Source organism: Geoalkalibacter sp. (genome assembly GCF_030604225.1).
GTDB lineage: Bacteria > Desulfobacterota > Desulfuromonadia > Desulfuromonadales > Geoalkalibacteraceae > Geoalkalibacter.
Window position 1 is genome coordinate 1 of record NZ_JAUVWH010000180.1, and the last position, 4,741, is coordinate 4,741.

4 protein-coding genes are annotated in these 4,741 nt (G+C 67.3%); all 4 read left to right on the forward strand.

What is annotated here, in order from left to right:
• The coding region (gene folE2 / locus QAT43_RS14275) for a GTP cyclohydrolase FolE2 (protein WP_305043758.1) at positions 1-758 on the forward strand (758 nt) is incomplete at its 5' end.
• A 56-nt stretch (positions 759-814) separates the two neighbouring features.
• On the forward strand, positions 815-1,456 hold the full coding sequence (locus QAT43_RS14280; RefSeq protein WP_305043759.1) for a TIGR04282 family arsenosugar biosynthesis glycosyltransferase: 642 nt from the start codon (positions 815-817) through the stop codon (positions 1,454-1,456).
• 20 nt (positions 1,457-1,476) lie between these two features.
• Complete coding sequence (locus tag QAT43_RS14285; RefSeq protein ID WP_305043760.1) at positions 1,477-2,241, forward strand: SDR family NAD(P)-dependent oxidoreductase; 765 nt, start codon at positions 1,477-1,479, stop codon at positions 2,239-2,241.
• 128 nt (positions 2,242-2,369) lie between these two features.
• Positions 2,370-4,741 (forward strand): type VI secretion system Vgr family protein (locus QAT43_RS14290; protein ID WP_305043761.1); only part of this gene is annotated, 2,372 nt, incomplete at its 3' end.

Genomic DNA, 4,741 nt, shown 5'->3' on the forward strand with positions numbered 1-4,741 from the left:
AGCAAACCCCCGACACCCGCAACATCCCCATCGACAAGGTGGGGGTGAAGAACATCCGCTACCCCATCGTGGTCATGGACAAAAGCAAGGCGCGCCAGCACACGGTGGCGCGGGTCAACATGTACGTTGATCTGCCCCACCACTTTAAGGGCACCCACATGAGCCGCTTCATCGAGGTGCTCAACCTCTATCACGGCGAGATCAGCATCGAGAGTCTCGACACCATGCTGCGCGAGATGAAGCAGCGCCTCGAAGCGAGCCGCGCCCACCTGGAACTGGATTTTCCCTATTTCATCGAAAAAGCCGCCCCGGTCTCCGGCGCGCGCAGCCTCATGGAATACCAGTGCCGCATGATCGGCATTCTCGGCGAGGAGCAGGATTTCATCCTCGGCGTGAGCGTGCCGGTGACCTCCCTGTGCCCCTGCTCGCGCGAGATCAGCGCACGCGGTGCCCACAACCAGCGCAGCCTGCTCAGCGTGCGGATCCGCTACCGGGGGCATGTGTGGATCGAGGATCTGGTCAGTTGGCTCGAGGAGTGCGCCAGCGCCCCGGTCTACGCCTTGCTCAAGCGCGAGGATGAAAAGGCGGTGACCGAGCAGGCCTACGACAATCCCATGTTCGTCGAGGACATCGTGCGCGCCGTCACCCAGAAGCTCGCAGGGGTGCCCGAGATCACCTGGTTTCAGGTGGAGTGCGAGAATTTCGAGTCAATCCACAACCACTCGGCCTACGCCCTGGTGGAAAGCCGCTCGCTGTAGCGGTTGTGGAAAAGTCTGTGGAAACTGTGGGCAACTTCGCAACTAGCGAATTCCACATGGAAAACGTCCTGGGGATTTTCGCCAAGCAGCCCGTCCCCGGACAGGTCAAGACGCGCCTCTGCCCACCCCTGTCGCCCGAGGAAGCGGCCGCGCTCTACGCGGTCAGTCTTGAGGAAACCGTTGCGCGGATGACCGCCGGCGTCTGGCGGATGGTGATTTTTTATAGCGGAAGCCGCGATTATTTTTCCCGCGTCTTTCCCGGCGTCCCCTTGCTGGCGCAGCAGGGCACGGATCTCGGCGCGCGCCTGGCCGCCGCCCTGAGCGCCTTGCTGGCCGCCGGGGCCCGCGCCGCGGTGCTCATCGGCAGCGACAGTCCCGATCTGCCCCTGGAGCACGTGGAGAAGGCCTTCGCCGCGCTGGCCGGGCATGAGACAGTGCTGGCCCCGGCCATTGACGGCGGCTACGTGCTCATCGGCGAAAGCCGCCATCACCCGGATCTTTTCGCGGATATCCCCTGGAGCACGGCCGAGGTTTTGCCCCTGACCCGGCGGCGCGCGCACGCGGCGGGAATTGCCCTGCACGAATTGGCGCCCTGGGAGGATCTCGACGATCTCGCCGCCCTGCGGCGGTTGCTGGAGCGCTCTCCAGACAGTCTCACCGCCCGCTACCTGCAAACCCATTTGGCCCAGCGGCTCTGACCCCAAAGGAGGTTGTCCCCATGGCTCGAACCGTTTTCATCACCGGTGCTTCCGCGGGCTTCGGCGCCGCCTGCGCCCGCGCCTTCGCCGCGCGGGGCGACCGCCTGGTGCTGGCCGCGCGCCGCGCCGAGCGTCTTCAGGCCCTGGTCGAGGAACTGGGGCCAAGCACGCCGATCCACTGCCTGGCGCTCGACGTGCGCGACCGCGCCGCCGTGGAACAGGCCCTGGCTTCCCTTCCGGCGGAGTTCGCCGAGGTGGATGTGCTCATCAACAACGCCGGCCTCGCCCTGGGCCTGGAGCCGGCGCACCAAACCGATCTGGACGACTGGGACGTCATGGTCGACACCAACATCAAGGGCCTGATGTACTGCACGCGGCTGCTGCTGCCGGGCATGGTGGCGCGGCGGCGCGGCCATGTCGTCAACATCGGCTCCACCGCCGGCGACTGGCCCTATCCCGGCGGCAACGTCTACGGCGGCACCAAGGCGTTTGTCGCCCAGTTCACCCGCAACCTGCGCGCCGATCTGCTCGGCACCGGGGTGCGGGCGAGCTGCGTGGCGCCGGGAATGGCCGAGACGGAATTTTCCCTGGTGCGCTTCAAGGGCGCCGCAGCGCGCGCCGATCAGGTTTATGCCGACACTCAACCCTTGAGCGCCGAGGATCTGGCGCGGGTCATTCTGTGGGTCGCCGATCAGCCGCCCCATGTCAACATCAACAGCCTGGAGGTGATGTCCGTGGATCAGGCCTGGGGCCATCTTGCGGTGCATCGCGAGAAGAAGAGCTGAAAATCCTTCGGGAAAAAAGGTTCCGAAAAATTCTTGCCTCGCGCCCCTGTTCCAGATATTAATGAGGGCCTGTGTCCTTGACGCAGGCCTTTTTTTGCAATGCCGTCAACCCCAGGAGGGGATGTCCCATGCTCGTGTCCTGCCGCTCCGCCCGTCTGCATGCGCAGCTGGGCGGTCTTGATCTGCCCGCCCTGTCCCTGTCCGGCGAGGAACGCCTTTCCCGCCCCACGCGCTTTGTCCTGGAAATCCTCACTCCTCCGGGCCTGTCGCCCGCCGACCTGCTGGGTCTGGAGACGCGCGTCGCTATTCTCGGTTCCGACGGTCGCCGGCGCACCCTTTGCGGTATCGCCACCGCCGCCGAGGAGCTGGGACGCCATCCCGACGGCCGGCCGCGTCTGTCCCTGAGCGTCGAATCGGTGCTGGCCCGCCTGCGCCTGCGGCGCGACACGCGGCTCTTTCTCCAGCACAGCCTGCCGGACATCCTCGCCAAGGTTCTCGCATCCCACGGCATCGACGCATCCCGGTACCAATTGCGCCTGAGCCGCAGCTATCCAATACGCCCCTGGACCTTGCAGGTCGCGGAGAGTGATCTGGATTTTTTGACCCGCCTGTGCGCCGCGGCCGGCATTTTCTACTGGAGCGAGGTCGAGGCGGAGCACGAAAAACTGTGCTTTTGCGACCACAACGCCCAGGTTCCCGATCTCCCCGGCGCGCCCCTGCGCTATGTTCCCGGGGCCGGTCTTGAGGCCCGCGAGGGCGGGGTGCGCGCTTTGAGAGCGCGGCGCGCGCTGACGGCCCAAGCCTTTCAGGTGCTCGATCGCGCCCGCGCCAACAGCGCCCAGGGGCTGCGCGCCCATGCCGCCTTGGGCGCGGGCGACGGCCCGACCCAGGCCCTCTTCGCCCCCGGCGTCGGCGATCCGCAGGAAGCCCAGGACTGCGCCCGGCTCCTCGCCGAGCAGGCCGGCGCCCAAGGTTTTGCCCTGGAGGCGCAAATCGATGTCGCCGATCTTGCCTGTGGCCGCATCATCACTCTGGCCGCCGAGAACTTCGCCCCCGGCAGCAGCGGCGATTATCTGGTGACCGGCCTGGCCCTGCGCCTCAGCCAGCCCGCCGGGCAACAGGCCGCGGGCGCCGATCTGGCGTTTTCCGGCACGGCGACCCTGATTCGGCGCGAAACCCCCTTTCGCCCACCGCGTCCGCCGCGCCCCGAGATTCCCTTCACCTTCAGCGCGCGCATCGAGGGGCTGGGCGCCGAGGCGTACCTCGACGAGCAGGGCCGCAGCCAGGCCCGCGCCCATTTCGATGAGAGCGGCGCCCCCCAGGTCCAGGCGAGCATTGCCCTGCGGCGCTTAAGTCCCCACGGTGGAGTTCCCCAGGCGGCGGCCACCGGCCTGCACCTGTCCCTGCACGAGGGCGCCGAAGTGCTACTATCCTGCCTCAACAATGATCTCGACCGCCCCGTCCTCATCGGCGCGCTGCCCAATCCGGCCACGCACAGCCCGGTCACGGTCGCAAACCGCAGCCAGAATCTGCTCCGCAGCGCCGCCGACAACCAGCTGCTCATGGACGATGCCCGCGAGCAGGAAGTCATTCGCCTGTCCACCTTCGCCGGCACCAACATCCTCGAACTCAACGCCGCCGCCCTCGGCCGGCGCATCGCGCTGGCCAGCCGCCAGGGCGCCATGCAGCTAGAGGCCAGGAAAACCCAGAACATCACCTGCGGCGATTCCCTCACCGAACGCAGCGGCAAGGATCGCTCCCACGCCGTCGAAAACCGCCACGCCACCCAAACGCGCACGGCTGAAATCCACCACCAGGCCGCCGGCGACCAGCGCCACCAGTCCGCCGCCAACCTGCACCTGGAGAGCGCCCGCAACACCGAATTGACCAGCGCCGAGCGCCTGCGCATCGATGTGGCGCGCGATCAGAAACTCACCGTGCGCGGCCCCGATGCGACCTTCAGCGTCCTCAACGGCGCCATCCACATCCAGGCGGCCAATGACATCTCCATCCAGGGCCAGGGCGGCGGCGACATCAGCTTCGCCCAGAACGGCGGCGGCTTCATCGTCACCGCCGCGGGGGACGTGCGCCTCTTCGGCAAAAGCGTCAGCTTCGCCGGGCGGGGCGGCGCCCGCTTCAACGGTCCCACCAGCTACCAGATCGGCACCGCCGCGCCCATGCCGGCGGCGGCTGTCGCCCAGGCGCTCAGGGCGCGGGCCATCCACCCGTTGGCGCCCGAGGGGGATGCCTGCATTGTCGATCTGGCCTGGGACTGCCAAGCCGTGCCCCTGGGCGAGGCGGCCGAGGCGCTGTTCACGGTCAAGCATTTTCGCGGCGGCGAAAAAGGCGAAGTGCGGATCTTCGAGGTCAATGCCGATGGCAGCAGCCGCCAGATCGATCAGATCCCCTTCACCCTCAATGGCGGCTTCGGACCCTATCGTCTGCCCTGGCGGCGCCCGGTGGAGCAGGTGCGGGAGGATTTGGTCAACGATGCCAACGC